The sequence below is a fragment of the Streptomyces sp. NPDC047081 genome (assembly GCF_040643775.1).
In the GTDB taxonomy this organism is placed as follows: Bacteria; Actinomycetota; Actinomycetes; order Streptomycetales; family Streptomycetaceae; genus Streptomyces.
Window position 1 is genome coordinate 211,180 of the sequence record NZ_JBEYUY010000005.1, and the last position, 16,891, is coordinate 228,070.

The following is a 16,891-nucleotide window of genomic DNA, read 5'->3' on the forward strand; positions in this document are numbered from 1 at the left end:
GGGGGCGCTACATGATCGCGCCGACGGCGGCCCCGGAACTCGCGGGCACGCTCACGGCGGGTGCGCTGCTCGCCGGCTCGCTGGTGGCCGGGGCGCTGCTGGTCTCTGGCGGTGGCGCGCTGGTGGTGACCGGGGCGCTGGAGGTCACCGGGTCGCTCGGCGGGGGTGGCGCGCTGCTGGTGACCGGGTCGCTGGGCGGCGGAGGCGCGCTGGAGGTCGTGGGCGGCGCGCTCGACGGCGGCTTCTGTGAGCTCGGCGGCGGGGCGCTGGAGGACGACGGCGGGGCGGAGGACGTACTCGGTCCGCTGCTGGATGGTGACGAGGGCGAGGACGGTCCGGACGATCCCGAGGAGGGCCCGGACGATCCCGACGACGGCGGCTTCGTGGACGGTCCCGAGGACGAGGAATCCGGTGGAGTGGACGTGGACGTGCCCCCGGACGAACCGTCCGTCTTCCCTCCCGAGTCGCTCCCCGGCGACGTCCCGCCGGTCACACTCAGCGTCACATACTGCCCGAACTGGAGCGGTGTCCCGGCCGGCGGGTCCGATGCGGTGACCGTGGCGTCGTCGGGCGGCAGGGACTTCCCCGTGTATCCGACCGCCAGACCCTTGTCGGCCAGCTGCCGGCTCGCGTCCCCGAAGCTCGTCCCGGCGAGGACGGGCACGGCCCGCGGCTTGGCCGCGTTGAAGGGCTTGTCGGCGGAGCCCGTCGTGCCGACCGGCCGGTCGATACCGCGCGCGGAATCGTCCACGTCGACCAGCGCGAGCTGCCGCATCGGCCGGGCGGCCGGCCGCACGGCCACCACCGACGAAGGCTTATACCCCTGCCACTTCTCGTTGCCGTCGTCGAACTTGACCGAAATCCGGTTCGTGTCACCGGTGAAGGGCCGCAGCGGATTTCCGCACGAGCACTTCACAGCCGGAAGTCCCTGTTCATCGACGAGAATGGCGATTCCCGCCTGGAGCAGGGAGTTGAAGGGGACGGCCTTTCCCTTCTTGTAGTCGTGGTTCTTCACGAGCGTGTCGTGACGCAGGAGAACAGGAGTGAGCCGGTCCAGATACCCGGGAATCTCGGCGGTGGTGATACTCAGGGCGTCCGCCCACGCCTGCGCCTTCTGGTGATTCCTGGGATCCGTGAGAAACGCCTTGAGTTTCTTGACGTCACAGATGTTCGGCTTGCGCGTGCCGCCGTACAGCCCGGGCGTGTCCCCCTGCTGCAGGCTGCCCTGCACGACCTGCGAACGGACCGGCGAGTCGTGCCCCAGCCCGCTGCCCTCGTCGAAGAAAGGCGCGAGCGACGGAACTCCCGCCGCGACCGCCTTCACCAGCGTCAATGGCGTACTTCGATCGCAGCCACTGAGCATCAGTACGAATACGAGCAGGACGGCGATCCGTCGAATCACCGATATTCCGGCCCTTGGCACAAAAGCGCGAAGTGTCATCACCGCTCCCCCCGGCGGTACCCCCGATGCGCTTCATGCTACTGAATGCCGCGGAATGGCGAAGCCCTTAACGCCCCCGTGCGTTCAATGAGGCCAAATAGGCGTTGTACGCCTCGAGTTCCTTGTCGCCGTCGCGATCGGCGGCCCGGTCCTTGCGCTTGGCCTGCCGCTGCTCCGAGCTGTACCACTGGAACAGCAGCGCGAGCAGCACCAGTACGGACGGGACCTCGCTGAACGCCCAGGCGATGCCACCGGCCGCCGTCTGGTCGGACAGCGCGTCGATGCCGAGGGACGCGGGCGGGTTCTTGAACGTCTCGACCATCGGCGTCGACGCCATCATCAGCGCGATGCCGAAGAACGCGTGGAAGGGCATGCCGGCGAACAGCTCCAGCATCCGCATCAGATAGCCCGGCCGCTGAGGGCCCGGGTCCACGCCGATGATCGGCCAGAAGAACACGACACCCACGGCGAGGAAGTGCACCATCATCGCGATGTGCCCGGTCTTCGAGCCCATCAGGAAGTCGAACAGCGGCGTGAAGTACAGCGCGTACAGGCTCGCGATGAACAGCGGGATGGTGAACGCGGGGTGCGTGATGATCCGCATGTACCGGCTGTGCAGCAGCATCAGCAGCAGCTCGCGCGGGCCCTTGCGGCCCTTGCCCGCGGTGGGCAGCGCGCGCAGGGCGAGCGTGACGGGGGCGCCGAGCAGGATCAGGATCGGCGACAGCATGCTGATGATCATGTGCTGCACCATGTGCACGCTGAACATGACCATGCCGTAGTCGTTGAGCTTGGTGCACATGACGAGCCCGATGGTCAGCACGCCGATGACGAACGACACCGTCCGAGCCGCCGACCACTTGTCACCGCGCCGCCGCAGCCGCAGCACGCCGTACGCGTACAGCGCGAGCCCCAGCACACAGGCCGTGAGGAAGAACGGGTCCGCCGACCACTGAAGCCCCCGCCCCAGCGTGAACGGCGGCAGATCCATGGTCATGCCGTGCCCGCTGTGATCCATCCAACGGCTCCTGATTCGTGGGGGTTGTGAGCTGTCTGTCCGGACCCAGACTAGAACCGGCCCCGGTCACGTCGGTGACCGGGGCCGGTTTCGCTCACGTACGCCCTACAGGACGCACTCCGCCTCGTCGTAGCGCTCGGCCGGCACCGTCTTCAGGGTCTCGACCGCCTCCGCCAGCGACACCATCACGATGTCCGTCCCCCGCAGCGCCGTCATCTTGCCGAACTCCCCGCGGTGCACCGCCTCCACCGCGTGCCAGCCGAAGCGCGTCGCCAGGACCCGGTCGTACGCGGTCGGCGTGCCGCCCCGCTGCACGTGCCCCAGGATCACCGGCCGCGCCTCCTTGCCCAGCCGCTCCTCCAGCTCGATGGAGAGCTGGCGGGCGATCCCGGCGAAGCGCTCGTGGCCGTAGACGTCCTTGCCGCCCTCGTCGAACTCCATGGTGCCGGCGGCCGGCTTGGCCCCCTCCGCCGCGACGACGATCGCGAACCGCTTGCCCGCCTCGAAGCGTTCGCCGATCCGCTTGGCCAACTCCTCGATGTCGAAGGGCCGTTCCGGTACGACGATGGCGTGCGCGCCGGCCGCCATGCCCGAGTGCAGCGCGATCCAGCCGGTGTGGCGGCCCATGACCTCCACGACCAGCACCCGCTGGTGGGACTCGGCGGTGGTCTTGAGGCGGTCGAGCGCCTCCGTCGCGACGCCCACCGCCGTGTCGAAGCCGAAGGTGACGTCCGTGACGGCGATGTCGTTGTCGATGGTCTTCGGTACGCCGACGATCGGCAGGCCGGCGTCGTACATCAGCCGGGCCGCCTTCAGCGTGCCCTCGCCGCCGATCGGGATGATCGCGTCGAGACCGAGCTCCTCGACGTGGCCCTTGGCCCGCTCCACGCCGTCACGCAGATGGGAGGGCTGGACCCGGGAGGAGCCGAGGATGGTGCCGCCGCGGGCCAGGATGCCGCCCACCGCGTCGAGGTCGAGCTTGAGGTAGTCGCACTCCAGGAGGCCCTTCCAGCCGTCGCGGAAGCCGATGACCTCGTCGCCGTGGTCGACGACGGCACGGTGCACGACGGACCGGATGACGGCGTTCAGGCCGGGGCAGTCGCCGCCGGACGTGAGGACACCAATGCGCATAGCCCGAGAAAACCTTCTTCGCGTGGTCGGCACCGGACCACGCTGTCCGGTTCGAACCCCGCCACCCTAGCGGCAGGAGGGGGCGGGGCCGCACCGTGCGTCCGACTGCTGGACGACCCCGCTCACCTGTGCGGACGCCCCGTCAGACGGGCTGGTTGCGGAGTGCTGGACTCCAGGTGTCAGGCAGGCTGCTGTGCGGCGGCGATGCGTTCGTTGCGCAGCGCCTCGTACCAGCGGTCGTCGGTCGGCGGCAGCGCGTTCACGTCGAGCGCCAGCTTCAGCAGCAGGTCGGCGATGAGCGGGTTGCGCGCCAGCACGGGGCCGTGCATGTACGTACCGAAGACCGTGTCGTTGTACGCGCCCTCCGTGCCGTCCCCCGTGCCGTTGCCGTTGCCGAGCTTGACCTGGGCGAAGGGGCGGGCCGTGGGGCCGAGGTGGGTGACGCCCTGGTGGTTCTCGAAGCCGGTCAGCGCGGGCAGGCCCAGGCGCGGGTCGATGTCGGCGAGCACGTCACCGACGCACCGCTCGCCCTCGCCGCGGACGGAGACCACGTCGAGCAGGCCCAGACCGGGCTCGCGCTGGCCGAGGTCGTTGATGAACTCGTGGCCGAGGATCTGGTAGCCGGCGCAGACGGAGAAGACGATCGCGCCGTTCTCCACGGCCCGGTGCAGGCCCCCGTCCCGGCGCAGCCGCTCGGCCGCGAGGCGCTGCGGCCGGTCCTCGCCGCCGCCGATGAGGTAGATGTCACCGGAGGTCGGGATCGGCTGGTCGCTGCGTACGTCGAGGCGGGCCACGTCGAGCCGGCGCTGCCGCGCCCGGCGCTCCACGACCAGGACGTTGCCCTGGTCGCCGTACGTGCTGAGCAGGTCGGGGTAGACCCAGACGACCCGCAGTTGGTTGTCGCTCACGAAAGTCCCCTGTGTCAGTTGCCGACGCGGCGGCGCAGGTCCTGGAACGCGGTGTAGTTGGCGATGACCTCGATCCGGCCGGGCGGGCTCAGCTGCACCGCCTGGTCGAGGGTCTCGCACACCTGGAAGTTCTGGTTGGCGACCTCGAGGCGCACCGCGAGGTCCAGTCTGCGGTCGCCGATGACGCAGATCGGGTGGCCGGACAGGCGCGTGTAGTCGACGTCCCACAGCCAGGAGGTGTCGGTGCCGTCGGCGCCGCGCGCGTTCACCGAGAGGATCACCGGGGTGGGCGGCGGATCGATCAGGCTGAACGTTTCGAGCCAGCCCGCCGGGTTCTTCGCGAGCAGCAGGCGCAGGTCGCGCTCCAGGAACTGCACCACGTCGTACCGGCCGGCCACGGCCTGCACCTGCCACATGCGCTCCAGGGCGACCTGCGGCGGCACGCCGAAGACGGCGGCGACGGCGGCCGAGGAGGCGGCGTTGGCCTTGTTGGCGCGGCCGGGCAGCTGGAGGTGGATCGGCCAGGCCGAGCCGTGCGGGTCGAGGACGTGGTCGCCGGACAGGGCCCAGCTGGGCGTCGGCCGGCGGAAGCCGCACTCGCCGCAGAACCAGTCGTCGCCGGGCCGCTGCATCACACCGCCGCAGGACGGGCAGGACCAGGCGTCGTCCTTCCACATCTGGCCGGCGGCGACCCAGATCACGTTCGGCGAGGAGGAGGCGGCCCACACGACCAGCGGGTCGTCGGCGTTGGCGATGATCACGGCCTTCGAACCGGCGAGCCCCTCGCGCCAGTTCTCCGCGAGCATGCGGGTCTCGGCGGCGCGGTCGAGCTGGTCGCGGGAGAGGTTGAGCAGCGCGATGCACTTCGGGTCGGTGTCCCGGGCCACGCCCGCGAGGTACTTCTCGTCGACCTCGATGACGCCGTACCTGGCGTCCGAACCGCCCGCGAGGGCCGAGGTGATGCCGGCCGGCATGTTGGCGCCGAGCGCGTTGGAGACGACCGGGCCCGCGGCGCGCAGGGCCTCCGCGATCAGGCGGGTGGTCGTGGTCTTGCCGTTGGTCGCCGAGACCAGGACGACGTCCAGGTGCTGGGCGAGCCGCGCCAGGAGGTCGGGGTCCAGCTTGAGCGCCACCCGGCCGCCGATCACCGAACCGCTGCCGCGCCCCGCGGCTCGCGACGCCGCTGCGACCGCCTTGCCCGCGGTCACGGCCAGCTTGGCCCGCGGCGTGAGCGGGTCCGAGTTGCCTGACATCAGTTCTCGATCCTCCTTGCGTACGCGCCGCGCCTCTGCCTGACGGCAACGTGGTGTGGACCTCAGCCTATCGAGATCTGTTCACGCTCCCGAACCGCCGTACCCTTGCGGCCATGCGAAACGGCTCCATTCCGGGCACGCGCGGGCGTGTCCGGCCCCTCGCCCTGCTGGGCGACCCGGTCCTGCACGCGCCCTGCGCGGAGGTCGCCGACTTCGGTCCCGAACTGGTGTCGCTCGTGGAGGACTTGTTCGCGACGATGTACGCGGCGCAGGGGGTGGGGCTGGCGGCGAACCAGATCGGCGAGTCGCTGCGGGTGTTCGTGTACGACTGCCCCGACGACGAGGACGTCCGCCACCTGGGCCACGTGGTGAACCCGCGGCTCGTCGAGGCCGACGGAGTGGTGCTCCGGGGCCCCGAGGGCTGTCTGTCCCTGCCGGGTCTGGAGGCGGGGACGGAGCGTTACGACCATGCGGTGGTCGAGGGCTTCACGGCGACCGGGGAGCCGGTGACGGTGCACGGGACGGGTTTCTTTGCTAGGTGTTTGCAGCACGAGTGCGACCACCTTGAGGGCAGGGTCTACGCCGACCACCTGAAAGGACTGCGCCACCGACGCCTGATGAGGCAGGTGGCGCGATCCTCCTGGCACCGGAGTTAGAACCCGGGGCCGCCGATCTTGTCGCCCGCTGCTGCCAGCCGGCCCCACAGGAGGTCGGCCAGGCTGCGGACCAACTCCGTGCGGGAGCAGGGGCGTTCGCCGAGCCACCAGTCGCCTGCCGCGTGCATCATGCCGACGATGCCGTGGCCCCAGACGCGGGCCAGCTGCTGGCTCTCCGGGCCGAGGTCGAGGCGGTCCTCGATGACCTGGGCCAGCTCCTCGCCCATCCTGCGCAGCAGGGGAGCCGAGTGCTTGCCGACGTCGAAGCCCTGGTCGGCGGAGGGGCCGCCGTCAGCCGGGTGCATCAGGAAGCGGTACACCTGGGGCCGGGCCTCGATCGCCGCGAGGTACGTGTCCAGCGTGGCCTCGACCCGCTCGCGCCGGTCGGCCGGGGCGTCGAGCGCCGCCCGGAGCGAGTTCAGCAGCGCGTCGGTGTGCCGCTTGGCCAGCGCGGCGTAGAGTCCGCTCTTGTCCCCGAAGTGCCGGTACAGGATCGGCTTGGTGATGCCGGCCTCCGCCGCGATCGCGTTCATCGAGGCCTGTGGGCCGTCGCGCAGCACCACTCTGTCCGCGGCCTCCAGCAACTCGCGCCGACGTCGGTCGGCGGACCGCTGCTGTTCGGTCCGCTGTGTGGTGTCCATGAGCTCTCCCCACCCGTGCTAATTCGGTGACGCCTGCGCAAACTAACACTCAACATGCCCTCACCATCGAACTGGCTGCCGAGCCGTCATCAGGAGTTGACTTTTCCTACCGGTCGGTAACAGACTGTGGTTACCGCTAGTAACATGCAAGTGCGCCGCCGCTGGAGGGGTCATGGCCGAGTTCACCATGGAGCTCAACGACGAACAGAAGGAGGTCCGCGACTGGTTGCACGGCTTCGCCGCCGACGTCATCCGCCCCGCGGCCGCCGAATGGGACGAGCGTGAGGAGACTCCCTGGCCGGTCATCCAGGAGGCCGCGAAGGTAGGCATCTACTCCCTCGACTTCTACGCCCAGCAGTACTTCGACCCCACCGGGCTCGGTATCCCGATGGCCATGGAGGAGCTGTTCTGGGGCGACGCGGGCATCGCCCTGTCGATCGTAGGCACGGGTCTGGCCGCCGTGGGCGTTCTCGCCAACGGAACCGAGGAGCAGATCGGCACCTGGATCCCGCAGATGTACGGCGACGCGAACGACGTGAAGGTCGCCGCGTTCTGCTCCTCCGAGCCCGACGCCGGCTCCGACGTGGCCTCCATGCGCACCAAGGCCGTGTACGACGAGGCCAAGGACGAGTGGGTGCTCAACGGCACGAAGACCTGGGCGACCAACGGCGGCATCGCCAACGTCCATGTCGTCGTGGCCGTGGTCGACCCGGAGCTCGGCTCCAAGGGCCACGCGTCCTTCATCATCCCGCCGAACACGCCGGGGCTGTCCCAGGGGCAGAAGTTCAAGAAGCACGGCATCCGCGCCTCGCACACCGCCGAGGTGGTCCTGGAGGCCGTCCGCGTACCCGGCTCCTGCCTGCTCGGCGGCAAGGAGAAGCTGGACGAGCGGCTCGCGCGTGCCCGCGAGCGGGCCAAGCAGGGCGGCGAGCGTGTGAAGAACGCCGCGATGGCCACGTTCGAGGCGTCCCGCCCGGCCGTCGGCGCGATGGCGGTGGGCACCGCGCGGGCCGCGTACGAGGTCGCCCTCGACTACGCCAAGACCCGCTCGCAGTTCGGCCGCCCGATCATCGACAACCAGGGCGTGGCCTTCCAGCTCGCGGACATGCGTACGTCCATCGACGCCGCCCGGCTGCTGGTGTGGCGGGCCTCCTGGATGGCGATCAACGGCAAGCAGTTCACCGCGGCCGAGGGCTCGATGTCGAAGCTGTTCGCGAGCGAGACGGCGAAGAAGGTCACGGCGCAGGCGGTGCAGATCCTGGGCGGCAACGGCTACACGCGGGAGTACCCGGTGGAGCGGATGCACCGTGACGCCGCGATCTACACGATCTTCGAGGGTACGAGCGAGATCCAGCGCCTGGTCATCGCCCGCACCCTGTCCGGAATGCCCATCCGCTAACGATGCCTGAGCGGCGTCAGCTGCTCGATGTCGTACCTCGACCGCAGCTCCTCGATCGCCGCGTGGTCCGGTGGGCCCCCGCTTCCCAGGATCTCGAGCAGCTCCTCGAAGTAGCGCTCGTGGTCCGGAGGCGGGGACGCCTGGAAGAACATCCTTGCCGGGGTGTCCGTCGGGTTCGCGAAGGCGTGGGGGCAGCCCGGGGGCACGACGATCACCGTGCCCGGTGTCGCCCGTACCACCTTGTTGCCCGAACTGGACTCCCAGCGCTGCCAGTTGTCCGGCGTGCGCACCCTCGGCTCGAAGGCCAGGACGTCCAACTCGCCCTCCAGGACGTAGAACAACTCCTCGCTGCGGGTGTGGACATGGGCGCCCACGTCGAAGCCCGGCGGGACCTCCACCTCGAAGGTGGAGGCCATCCGGGAGTGGGTGCCGGTGACCTTGAAGGTCACGCGCTGGGCGGGCGTCTGGACGACCCGGCCGTGGCCCGGCGGGACCAGCAGCCCGTCGCTCACCATGTGACCGGCAGGGCTTCGGGGCCGCGGATCAACGCGCCCTTCTTGAAGGGGACCTGGTCCGGTGGGACCGCGAGTTTCAGGGTCGGCACGCCGTCCAGCAGCGCGTCCACCAGGAGCTCCGACTCCAGTCTCGCCAGCATGCCGCCCGGGCAGTAGTGCGGGCCGAAGCCGAAGGAGACGTGGGGGTTGGGGGAGCGGGTGACGTCGATGGTCTCCGGGTCCGAGAAGACCTCCGGGTCGCGGTTGGCGGCCAGGTAGGAGACGTAGACCGGGTCGCCCGCACGGATCCGTACCCCCCGGATCTCCACGTCCTCCGTCGCGATCCGCGAGAGGCCCACCGCGTTGCGGTGCGGGATGTAGCGCAGGAACTCGTCGATCGCCCTGGGCCGGACCTCCGGCTCCGCGCGCAGGCGTTCGGCCAGGTCGGGGCGGGTCAGCAGCAGGTAGAACATCTGGCCGCTGTTGTTGGTGACCGCCTCGCCGCCGATCTGGAGCAGCACGGCGAGACCGACCGCCTCCTCCAGCGTGATCTCCCCACGGCCCACGGCGGCGCCGAGCAGGGACGTCACGTCCTCGCCGGACGCACCCTCGCGCAGGGCGATCAGGTCGGAGAAGTACGCGCCCATCTCGTTCTTGGCCTTCTCGCTGACCTTGGCGCCGTGCGAGGAGGACAGGATCAGCTGGGTCCAGGTGTGCATGCCGTGCCGGTCCGCCGCCGGGACGCCCATCAGCTCGCAGATCACGGCGATGGGGAACGGGCTCAGGACGGCCTCGGTGAGGTCGGCCGGCGGGCCGTCCTGGAGCATCTCGTCGACGAGTTCGTCCAGCATCCGGCGCGACCGCTCGCGCACCCGCTCCACGCCCCTGGCCGTGAAGGCGGCGGCGACCGAGCGGCGCAGCCTGGTGTGGTCCGGCGGGTCGAGGAAGCCGACCGCGCCGCGCTGCGGGATGAAGTGCGGGGCGAGCCGGGTGACCGGCTGGTCCATGACCGCCTCGCGGCTGAAGCGGGGGTCGTTGGTCACCGTCCGCACGTCGTCGTAGCGGGTGACCAGCCAGGCCCAGCCCTCGCCGTTGGGCAGCTGGATGCGGGTCACGGGACCCTCGCGCATCAGCTCGCTCAGCACCGGGTCGAAGTCGACGCCGGTGAGGTCGAGGGCCGGCCAGTGCCGGACCGGGGGAAGGGCCTCGGTCAGGGTTTCTTCGGTCGTGTCAGTCATGCCGTTCTCATGCCGCCTCTGCTTCGTCCCGGCGCCAGCGGCCCAGGGACATCTCCGCCGTGATGCCGGGACCGAACCCGGCGAGCAGCCCGCGCGCCCGGTGGTGGGCGCCGCCCTCGTCGAACAGCCGGCGCAGCGCGTCCAGGACGACGGCGCTGGCGATGTTGCCGTACTCGGTGAGCGTGGCCCGGCTGAACCGGAAGGCGTGCGGGTCGACCTGCAGGAACTTGCTCAGGTCGTCGAGTATTCGGGGCCCGCCCGCGTGGACTATGTAGAAGTCCAGGTCGGCCGCGTCCCAGCCGTGCAGTCCCGCGAGGTCCTGCAGCGCCGGGGCGAGGGGCTCCATGGTGGCGGGCACCCGCTTGTCCAGCAGGAAGTGGAATCCGGTGGCCCGGACGTCGTACATGATCCAGTCCTCTGTCTTGGGGATCAGGTACGAGCCGTTGCGCTCCAGCTCGATGCCCTCGCCGCCGCGTCCGCGGACCACGGCCGCGGCGATCCCGTCGCCGAACAGGCCGTTGCAGAGCAGGGAGCCGACGCCGAGGTCGGTGGGCTGGTAGCACAGCGAGCAGAACTCGCAGGCCACGATGAGGGCGTTGGCCTCGGGGTAGGCCGAACAGAAGTCGTGCGCCCGGTTGATGGCGGCGCCGCCGGCCGCGCAGCCCAGCTGGGCGATGGGGATCTGCCGGGTGGTGGCGTCGAAGTCCATCTCGTTGATCAGCCAGGCCGTGAGCGAGGGCATCATGAAGCCCGTGCACGACACGTAGACGATCACGTCGATGTCGCTGGTGAGCAGCTCGGCGTCGTCCAGCGCCCGCTGGATCACCGCGGGCACCCGGGCCTTCGCCTCGGCCACGTAGACCTTGTTGCGCTCTTCGAAGCCGGGGTGCTTCAGGGTCTCCTCGATCGGCTGCACGATGTGCCGGGTGCGCACACCGGTGTTCTCGATCAGCCGGAGAGCGAGGGGCAGTTGGGGATGGTCGGCGTGGCGGGAGCGCGCCAGCTCCAGCGTCTCCTCCATCGTGATCACGTGCTCTGGGACGGACACCGAGGGTCTGCACAAAGTCGCCATGAACCGCGCCTGCTTTCGCCGTCCGGAAGGCTTTCGGCCCCCCGGTCAGAAGGTGGTTCACCTCTGGGGGTGGTTCACCCACGATCACCCGACGGGGCGACGATCTCGCGCCGGACTACTCCGTCTCGGGGACCCCCGTGTAAAGGTCGGATCAGGAACACGGCATCCGAACCGACGGAGGACGCGATGGAGCGCACGGCCACGGAACTGCTGCGAACGACCACGTCCCAGCTGGCCCCGGACCCGCGGGCCAACCCCCTGATTCCGCTGATCGCCCGGGGCGAGGCACCCCTGGACACCCTGGCCACGCTGGCGCTGGAGCAGCGCCGGGTGATCCCGGCGGACCGCACGGCTTTCCTGCATCTGGCCCAACGCGCGAGGGAGGAGCCGGACGCGGCGGCCTTCTTCACGATGCTCGCGGAGGGCGAGGCGCTGGCGGAGGAGCGGCTGGGGCCGTTCGCGGCGGCGTGCGGCATCGACGAGGCCCGGACCCGGTCGTACGAGCCCCTCCCCGGCTGCCAGGCCTACCCCGCGTACGTCGCCTGGCTCGCCCTCAACGCATCCCCGACGGACGCGGTCCTGGCGATCACGGCCAACTTCTCGGCGTGGGGCGGCTATTGCGAGACCATCGCCAGGGCCCTGCGCACGGACTACGGCTTCAGGGACGAGTCCTGCGCCTTCTTCGACTTCTTCGCCCAGCCGGCCCCCGAGCTGGACGAGCGGGCGAGGGCGGCGGTACAGGCGGGACTGGACACGGGCACTCTCGACGAGGAACGAGCACACACGTACGGCAGCCTGCTTCAGAGCTACGAGGCCATGTTCTGGGCAACGCTCAGTCTGCCGACCTGAGGGGCGCGGGGCTGTGTTCAATTTGCGGCTGCCGTCGCGTGGGCGCGACCAGCCACAACGAACACGCAGCTACCCACCCTGCCCGCTGCTGTGCGCGATGCACGCCACGTCAATGCGGTCGGCCAGCTTCGCCAGCTCGATCGTCAGCGCGGCCACCGTGTCCTCGTCGAGCCCGCCCTCCCCGGCCTCGACAAGATGCAGCCAGCGCCCGCCCACGGTCCGCAAAAGCTTGCTCACATCGGCGGCAGCCACCTGCAAGGTCCCGCGGTCGTCGACGATCAGAGGCAGAGTCACTTCGCGGTTCACAACCGGGATGTTAGCCGCGCAACGCTCACGCCCCGTGCCAAACCGTCGTGATGTTGCAGAACTCCCGGATTCCGTGCCCGGACAGCTCACGCCCGTACCCGGACCGCTTGACCCCGCCGAACGGGAACGCCGGATGCGAGGCGGTCATGCCGTTGAAGAACACGCCACCCGCCTCCAGGTCCCGTACGAACCGGTCCACCTCCGCCTCGTCCCGCGTCCACACGTTCGAACTCAGCCCGAACGGCGAGTCGTTGGCGATCAGCACGGCCTCGTCGAGCCCGGAGGCCCGGTAGAGCGTGGCGACGGGCCCGAAGGCCTCCTCGCGGTGGATCCGCATCTCACGGGTGATCCCGGCGAGGACCGTCGGCGGGTAGTACCAGCCCGGCAGCTCCGGCCGCCGCAGCCGGTGCCCGCCGCACAGCACGGTCGCCCCGCTGCGCTTCGCGTCCTCCACCAGCTCCTCCAGGTCGTCCCGCCCCTGCTCGCTGGCGAGCGGCCCGACCTCCGTGTCCTCCTCCATCGGATCGCCGACCTTCAGCGCCTTCATGCCCTCGACGAACCGCTCGGCGAAGCGGTCGTACACGTCCTTGTGCACGATGAACCGCTTGGCGGCGATGCAGGACTGCCCGTTGTTCTGCACACGCGCGGTCACCGCGACCTGCGCGGCCCGGTCGATGTCGGCGGAGGGCATCACCACGTACGGGTCGCTGCCGCCGAGCTCCAGCACCGTCTTCTTGATCATCTCCCCGGAGGTGGAGGCGACGGCCCGCCCGGCCGGCTCGCTGCCGGTGAGCGTGGCCGCCTTCACACGGTCGTCGCGCAGGATGTCGTCGACCGCGCCGGAGCCGATGAGCAGGGTCTGGAAGCAGCCCTCCGGGTAGCCGGCCTGGTGGAAGAGGTCCTCCAGGAACAGGGCGGTCTGCGGGACGTTGGAGGCGTGCTTGAGCAGGCCGACGTTGCCGGCCATCAGCGCCGGCGCGGCGAAGCGGATCACCTGCCACAGCGGGAAGTTCCACGGCATCACCGCGAGCACCGGGCCGAGCGGCCGGTAGCGCACCCGCACCCGGGACCCGCCGGAGTCCTTGACGTCGAAGTCGGAGGGCTCCTCGTCGGCGAGGAGTTCCTCGGCGTGGTCGGCGTACCAGCGCATCGCCTTGGCGCACTTGGCGACCTCCGCGCGGGCCTGCTTGACCGGCTTGCCCATCTCGGTGGTCATCACCCGGCCGATGTCCTGCTGCATCCCGTCGAGCAGTTCCGCGGCCCGGTGCATCAGCCGGGCGCGCTCGGCGAACGACGTCGTCCGGTACGTGCGGAACGTCGCCTCCGCGAGCTGGAGCCGGCGCTCCAGCTCCTCCTCGCCCATGGCCTCGTACGTCTTGAGCGTCTCGCCGTTCGCCGGGTTCACCGTCGCGATGGGCATGGCTGACCTCCTGGGGGCGGCTGTCGTGTTACGACCTTCCCGCGCACCGCGGGCGACCGCAACGCATGTGCGTCTGCTCAGGGCTCCGCGGAGCCCGTCAGCCCGAGTGCTCCGCGAGCCGGTCGAGAAACGCGGCCTGCGCCTTCACGATCACGGCACTGGCACGGTCGAGACCGAACCACTCCACCCGGTCCAGCTCGGGGAACTCCTGGACGTTCCCGGACCTCGGCGGCCACTCCATCCGGAAGGTGCCCGGGGCGATCGTCGCCGGGTCGAGGTCCGCCTCGATCGCCCAGACCGTCACCACTTTGCCGTTGGTCTGCCGGACCTCGCCGAGCTCGATCGGGTCCCCGTCCGGCGGTGGCAACCCGAGCTCCTCCTGGAACTCCCGCCGGGCCGCGTCCCAAGCGGTCTCCTCTTCCGGCTCGTACTCACCCTTGGGCACGCTCCACGCCCCGGCTTCCTTCTTCGCGAAGAACGGGCCGCCCATATGGCCGAGCAACACCTCCAGGCCGCCCTCGGTGTGCCGGTACAACAGCAGGCCCGCGCTGCGTTTGACCGTCACGGCCGCACCTCCGGGTGGGCGGCGAGCAGGGTCTCGACGGTGTCGGCCTCCTCGGGGCGCTTGTCCTCGCGGTAGCGGACCACGCGGGCGAAGCGGAGGGTGACGCCGGCCGGGTAGCGGGTGGAGCGCTGCAGGCCGTCGTAGGCGATCTCGACGACGAGTTCGGGGCGTACGGTCACCACGTAACCGTCCGTGTCGACGGCCAGCTCCTGCAGGCGCTCGGTCTGCCAGGTGAGCATCGCGTCGGTCATGCCCTTGAAGGTCTTGCCGAGCATCGCGAAGCCGCCGTCGGCGGTGCGGGCGCCGAGGTGGAGGTTGGAGAGCCTGCCGGTGCGGCGGCCGTGGCCCCACTCGGCGGCCAGGACGACGAGGTCGAGCGTGTGGACCGGCTTGACCTTCAGCCAGGAGGCACCGCGCCGGCCCGCGCTGTAGGTGGCGTCGAGGCCCTTGACGACGACGCCCTCGTGGCCGCGGGCGAGGGTCGCGGCGAGGAAGTCCTCGGCCGCGGCGATGTCCTCGGGCCCCGACACGAGGGTGCGCCGCACCCGCATCGGTTCGGGGACCAGCCGGGACAGCTCGGCGTGCCGTTCGGCGAACGGGAGGTCGAGGAGGTCGTGGTCGCCGACGGACAGGGCGTCGAAGAAGACGGGGGAGACCGGGATCTCCTTGGCGGCCGTCGCCACATCCGTGCGGGAGCCGACGCGGCCCGCGGTCTCCTGGAAGGACCGCGGCCGTCCGTCCGCGTCGAACGCGATGACCTCGCCGTCCAGGATGAACCGCTCGCCCTTCAACCGCAGTGCGGCGCCGGTCAGTTCGGGGAGGCGGTCGGTGATGTCGTCGAGGGTGCGGGTGTAGATCCGTACCGTGTCGCCGTCGCGGTGGACCTGGACGCGGATGCCGTCCAGCTTCTCCTCTACGGCGCATGCGCCGAGCTTCCCGACCGCCTCGGCGACCGAGGAGGCGGTGTGCGCGAGCATCGGGAGGACCGGGCGGCCGACGGTGAGCCGGAAGCGGTCGAGGGCGGCCGGGCCGTCCGCGAGCAGGGCCTGCGCGACGGTCTGGAGCGAGCCGGCGAGCATCACCGCGCGGCGTACGTCCGCGGGCGGTGCCTCGGTGGCCTGCGCCAGGCCCTCGACGGCTACTGCGTCGAGGGCGCCCTGGCGTACCTCGCCGGTGATCAGGCCGAACAGGAAGCGCTGCTCGTCCTCGGTGGCCGCGCCCATCAACTCGCCGACCAGCCTGGCGCGTTCGGCCTGCGAGCCGGCGCCGGAGACCTTGGCCAGGTCGGTGAGCAGGGCGTCCACCTCGTGCACGGTGAGGGTCGGCTCGGTGGCCGGGGCGACTCGGCGGCTGAGCACCTTCCAGCCGACGCCGAGCCGGCCCTGGGGGAGGCGTCCGGCGAGGTAGGGGATGACGATCGGCACGTCGTCCGGCTCGGCGTCGCTGAACAGTTCTGCGAGCAGGGCGATCTTTTTGGAGCGTGCGGAGGTGGCGGCGACCTCCTGGGACACGTGGGTTAGCCGGGCAAGCAGCATGCAGCCATAGTGCGACGGGCTCCGCCGGGTTACACCCGGAAGGCGTCCAGATCAGTCATGAGGAGCTCTCCGTTGATGAAAGCCCCGGCCCGGTAACCGCCTGCCGCTGCGTTGACGACCTGTTCGGCGAAGCCCATGACGTTGCCGACCGCCCAGACGCCTGGCACCGTCGTCAGGCCGGTCGGGTCGACCACGGGGTACGAGCCGAAGGGTGTCTCCTGCAGGTCGGCGCCGAGTCGCTCCAGGAGGTCCGTCTGCGGGACCGCTCGCGGTGCGGTGAAGACGATCTCGCGTGGGTGTGTCGAACCGTCCAGCAGGCGTACGGCGGTGAGCTGGTCGTCCTCCACCACCAGCTCCGCGACCTCGCCGGGGACGACCTTCACTCCCGCCGCCGCGAGCCTGCGCGCGTCATCGTCCGACAGCTCCTCCTCGCCCACCGTGTGCAGGAAGAGCGTCACGTCCTTCGACCACTGGGAGACCATCAGCGCCTGGTGCACGCTCATCGGGGTCGTGGCGAGCACGCCGAAGGGCCGGTCGCGGACCTCCCAGCCGTGGCAGTACGGGCAGTGCAGTACATCCCGGCCGTAGCGCTCGGCCACGCCCGGGACCGGCGGCAGTTCGTCGCGCAGGCCGGTGGCGATCACCAGGCGGCGGCCGTGCACGGTCCGGCCCCCGGCCAGGGTGACCTCGAAGCCCTCCCTTACGTCCACCACCCTGTCCTGGACCAGGTCGACGCCGTACCGTGCGATCTCCTCGCGGCCGATCGCCAGGAACTCGGCCGGTGGCATGCCGTCGCGGGAGAGGTAGCCCTGCATGTGGGCGGCGGGCGCGTTGCGGGGTTCGCCGGCGTCGACGACCAGGGTGCGGCGGCGGGCGCGGCCCAGGACGAGGGCCGCGGAGAGGCCCGCCGCTCCGCCGCCGACGACGATCACTTCGTACTTCTCGGTCAAAGGTGTCTCGGTCAT

General features: G+C 70.5%; 16 protein-coding genes and 1 pseudogene. 3 read left to right on the forward strand and 14 right to left on the reverse strand.

What is annotated here, in order from left to right; all coding sequences use genetic code 11:
* Nucleotides 1–7: 7 nt before the first annotated feature.
* The 5 genes from ABZ848_RS11745 to ABZ848_RS11765 all read right to left on the reverse strand — a co-directional run bounded on the left by ABZ848_RS11745 (nucleotide 8) and on the right by ABZ848_RS11765 (nucleotide 5,751).
* Nucleotides 8–1,324 carry a PASTA domain-containing protein gene (locus tag ABZ848_RS11745; protein ID WP_360829839.1) on the reverse strand — a complete coding sequence of 439 codons (1,317 nt, stop codon included), beginning with the start codon at nucleotides 1,322–1,324 and terminating at the stop codon, nucleotides 8–10.
* 184 nt (nucleotides 1,325–1,508) lie between these two features.
* Nucleotides 1,509–2,459, reverse strand: coding sequence for a cytochrome c oxidase assembly protein (locus tag ABZ848_RS11750; RefSeq protein WP_360829191.1), 951 nt, complete (start codon nucleotides 2,457–2,459; stop codon nucleotides 1,509–1,511).
* Between the two features lie 105 nt (nucleotides 2,460–2,564).
* Entirely contained in the window at nucleotides 2,565–3,590 is a 1,026-nt protein-coding gene (locus tag ABZ848_RS11755; RefSeq protein WP_360829194.1) for a 6-phosphofructokinase, read from the reverse strand.
* A gap of 179 nt (nucleotides 3,591–3,769) precedes the next feature.
* Nucleotides 3,770–4,498 (reverse strand): glutamine amidotransferase, encoded by a 729-nt coding sequence (locus ABZ848_RS11760; protein ID WP_360829197.1) that lies wholly within the window; start codon nucleotides 4,496–4,498, stop codon nucleotides 3,770–3,772.
* Between the two features lie 14 nt (nucleotides 4,499–4,512).
* A complete protein-coding gene (locus tag ABZ848_RS11765) occupies nucleotides 4,513–5,751 on the reverse strand; it encodes a MurT ligase domain-containing protein (RefSeq protein ID WP_360829200.1) in 1,239 nt (412 codons plus the stop codon).
* Between the two features lie 113 nt (nucleotides 5,752–5,864).
* Between ABZ848_RS11765 and def the strand changes: the two genes are divergently transcribed.
* The gene (gene def, locus ABZ848_RS11770; protein WP_360829203.1) at nucleotides 5,865–6,407 is read left to right on the forward strand and encodes a peptide deformylase; all 543 of its coding nucleotides are present in this window, start codon (nucleotides 5,865–5,867) and stop codon (nucleotides 6,405–6,407) included.
* Here the strand turns inward: def and ABZ848_RS11775 are convergent.
* The gene (locus tag ABZ848_RS11775) at nucleotides 6,404–7,048 is read right to left on the reverse strand and encodes a TetR family transcriptional regulator (protein ID WP_360829206.1); all 645 of its coding nucleotides are present in this window, start codon (nucleotides 7,046–7,048) and stop codon (nucleotides 6,404–6,406) included. The two genes, def and ABZ848_RS11775, sit on opposite strands and share 4 nt — an antisense overlap.
* A 172-nt stretch (nucleotides 7,049–7,220) precedes the next feature.
* Between ABZ848_RS11775 and ABZ848_RS11780 the strand changes: the two genes are divergently transcribed.
* Nucleotides 7,221–8,447, forward strand: a complete 1,227-nt coding sequence (locus tag ABZ848_RS11780; RefSeq protein ID WP_360829209.1) for an acyl-CoA dehydrogenase family protein — start codon at nucleotides 7,221–7,223, stop codon at nucleotides 8,445–8,447.
* On the opposite strand, the gene ABZ848_RS11785 is transcribed toward ABZ848_RS11780, so the two are convergent.
* From ABZ848_RS11785 to ABZ848_RS11795, 3 genes and pseudogenes are all read right to left on the reverse strand, one after another.
* Complete coding sequence (locus ABZ848_RS11785; RefSeq protein ID WP_360829212.1) at nucleotides 8,444–8,962, reverse strand: cupin domain-containing protein; 519 nt, start codon at nucleotides 8,960–8,962, stop codon at nucleotides 8,444–8,446. The two genes, ABZ848_RS11780 and ABZ848_RS11785, sit on opposite strands and share 4 nt — an antisense overlap.
* Entirely contained in the window at nucleotides 8,956–10,179 is a 1,224-nt protein-coding gene (locus ABZ848_RS11790; protein WP_360829215.1) for a cytochrome P450, read from the reverse strand. Before ABZ848_RS11790 ends, ABZ848_RS11785 begins: the two co-directional genes overlap by 7 nt.
* A 7-nt stretch (nucleotides 10,180–10,186) precedes the next feature.
* Nucleotides 10,187–11,260: pseudogene (locus ABZ848_RS11795) on the reverse strand (type III polyketide synthase); the annotation flags it as partial.
* Nucleotides 11,261–11,437: 177 nt separating this feature from the next.
* On the opposite strand from ABZ848_RS11795, the gene ABZ848_RS11800 reads away from it, so the two are divergent.
* Nucleotides 11,438–12,100: a transcriptional regulator gene (locus ABZ848_RS11800; RefSeq protein ID WP_360829218.1), complete on the forward strand. Its 663-nt coding sequence runs from the start codon at nucleotides 11,438–11,440 to the stop codon at nucleotides 12,098–12,100.
* Nucleotides 12,101–12,169: 69 nt separating this feature from the next.
* Here ABZ848_RS11800 and ABZ848_RS11805 read toward each other — a convergent pair whose 3' ends face one another.
* The 5 genes from ABZ848_RS11805 to ABZ848_RS11825 all read right to left on the reverse strand — a co-directional run bounded on the left by ABZ848_RS11805 (nucleotide 12,170) and on the right by ABZ848_RS11825 (nucleotide 16,891).
* Entirely contained in the window at nucleotides 12,170–12,406 is a 237-nt protein-coding gene (locus ABZ848_RS11805; RefSeq protein ID WP_360829221.1) for a DUF6213 family protein, read from the reverse strand.
* A 25-nt stretch (nucleotides 12,407–12,431) separates the two neighbouring features.
* Complete coding sequence (locus tag ABZ848_RS11810) at nucleotides 12,432–13,826, reverse strand: NADP-dependent succinic semialdehyde dehydrogenase (RefSeq protein ID WP_360829224.1); 1,395 nt, start codon at nucleotides 13,824–13,826, stop codon at nucleotides 12,432–12,434.
* A 97-nt stretch (nucleotides 13,827–13,923) separates the two neighbouring features.
* Nucleotides 13,924–14,391 carry an NUDIX domain-containing protein gene (locus ABZ848_RS11815; protein WP_360829227.1) on the reverse strand — a complete coding sequence of 156 codons (468 nt, stop codon included), beginning with the start codon at nucleotides 14,389–14,391 and terminating at the stop codon, nucleotides 13,924–13,926.
* Complete coding sequence (locus ABZ848_RS11820; RefSeq protein ID WP_360829230.1) at nucleotides 14,388–15,926, reverse strand: ATP-dependent DNA ligase; 1,539 nt, start codon at nucleotides 15,924–15,926, stop codon at nucleotides 14,388–14,390. Before ABZ848_RS11820 ends, ABZ848_RS11815 begins: the two co-directional genes overlap by 4 nt.
* Nucleotides 15,927–15,955: 29 nt before the next feature.
* Nucleotides 15,956–16,891, reverse strand: a complete 936-nt coding sequence (locus tag ABZ848_RS11825) for an NAD(P)/FAD-dependent oxidoreductase (protein WP_360829233.1) — start codon at nucleotides 16,889–16,891, stop codon at nucleotides 15,956–15,958.